Consider the following 800-nt stretch of genomic DNA (forward strand, 5'->3'; position numbering starts at 1 on the left):
TAGGCCCCGTTTTATCGTGCAATTAGACGTAACGAAAAACTGGCGCAATTTAATATCACTTGCTGGTGCCGATAACGGAACAAGGCTCGCATGTTGATGCAGCCTGTGTCCGTTAACCAATAAGCTGATGCCTTTCTCTGCTAACAGTAAAATGACATCAGAACTAATAGTGACCCCCTTTCCCACGATGATTTGATTTATTGATGAATACGGTACAACCTTTTGGCCTAATTCTGGGTGAAAGCACCGTAAGAGCCCATCACACAACGAAAGCTCGTACCCCTTTTCATCCAAGACTAATAAAGTCAACGTACACTCCCTATACTAAAAACGTCCTCAACATCTTGCTTGGTCACATCGATGTAGGATCTCGATAAGTAAATGAATAGCTTATGGCTCAGTCGCACTATTATTATGCAATAAGTCTATATTTTCCTAATCCAAACGTGGTTTTACCACCGACTTGTAACAACTCACCAATTTTTAGAATTGGAATAAGCGCTTCTAAGTCACCATAGAAACTCACCTGGCCTTTAAGGCCACCAATCGGGAGTGCTTTGCCATGACGACGAGAATAACGCATCCAATCCTCAAAATAGCAGTGTGATTGCCAGTCGACGTTATTCGGTATCGAGTCCAGTGTGTGTTGATAGACTCGATCAAACAGTTCTTGATTGTCATTCACCCAAAAACGGCCTAACTGAGTCAGACGCCTTAAGCTCTGGTTAACCCAAAACTTGAGCTCTGGTGCTTGTTTCTTCACTATATTGCTATTCTGCTTTAATCTTAGTGGCGTAAGG

General features: G+C 42.5%; 2 protein-coding genes. Both read right to left on the minus strand.

Annotated features, from left to right (window positions below; genetic code table 11):
• The coding region (locus AB4486_RS27035) for a CRISPR-associated endonuclease Cas1 (RefSeq protein WP_372119860.1) at positions 1-309 on the minus strand (309 nt) is incomplete at its 3' end.
• A gap of 103 nt (positions 310-412) precedes the next feature.
• The coding region (gene cas6, locus AB4486_RS27040) for a CRISPR system precrRNA processing endoribonuclease RAMP protein Cas6 (RefSeq protein WP_372119862.1) at positions 413-800 on the minus strand (388 nt) is incomplete at its 5' end.

It is taken from the genome of Vibrio sp. 10N.222.55.C6 (genome assembly GCF_041473395.1).
GTDB classification, from domain to species: domain Bacteria; phylum Pseudomonadota; class Gammaproteobacteria; order Enterobacterales; family Vibrionaceae; genus Vibrio; species Vibrio crassostreae_C.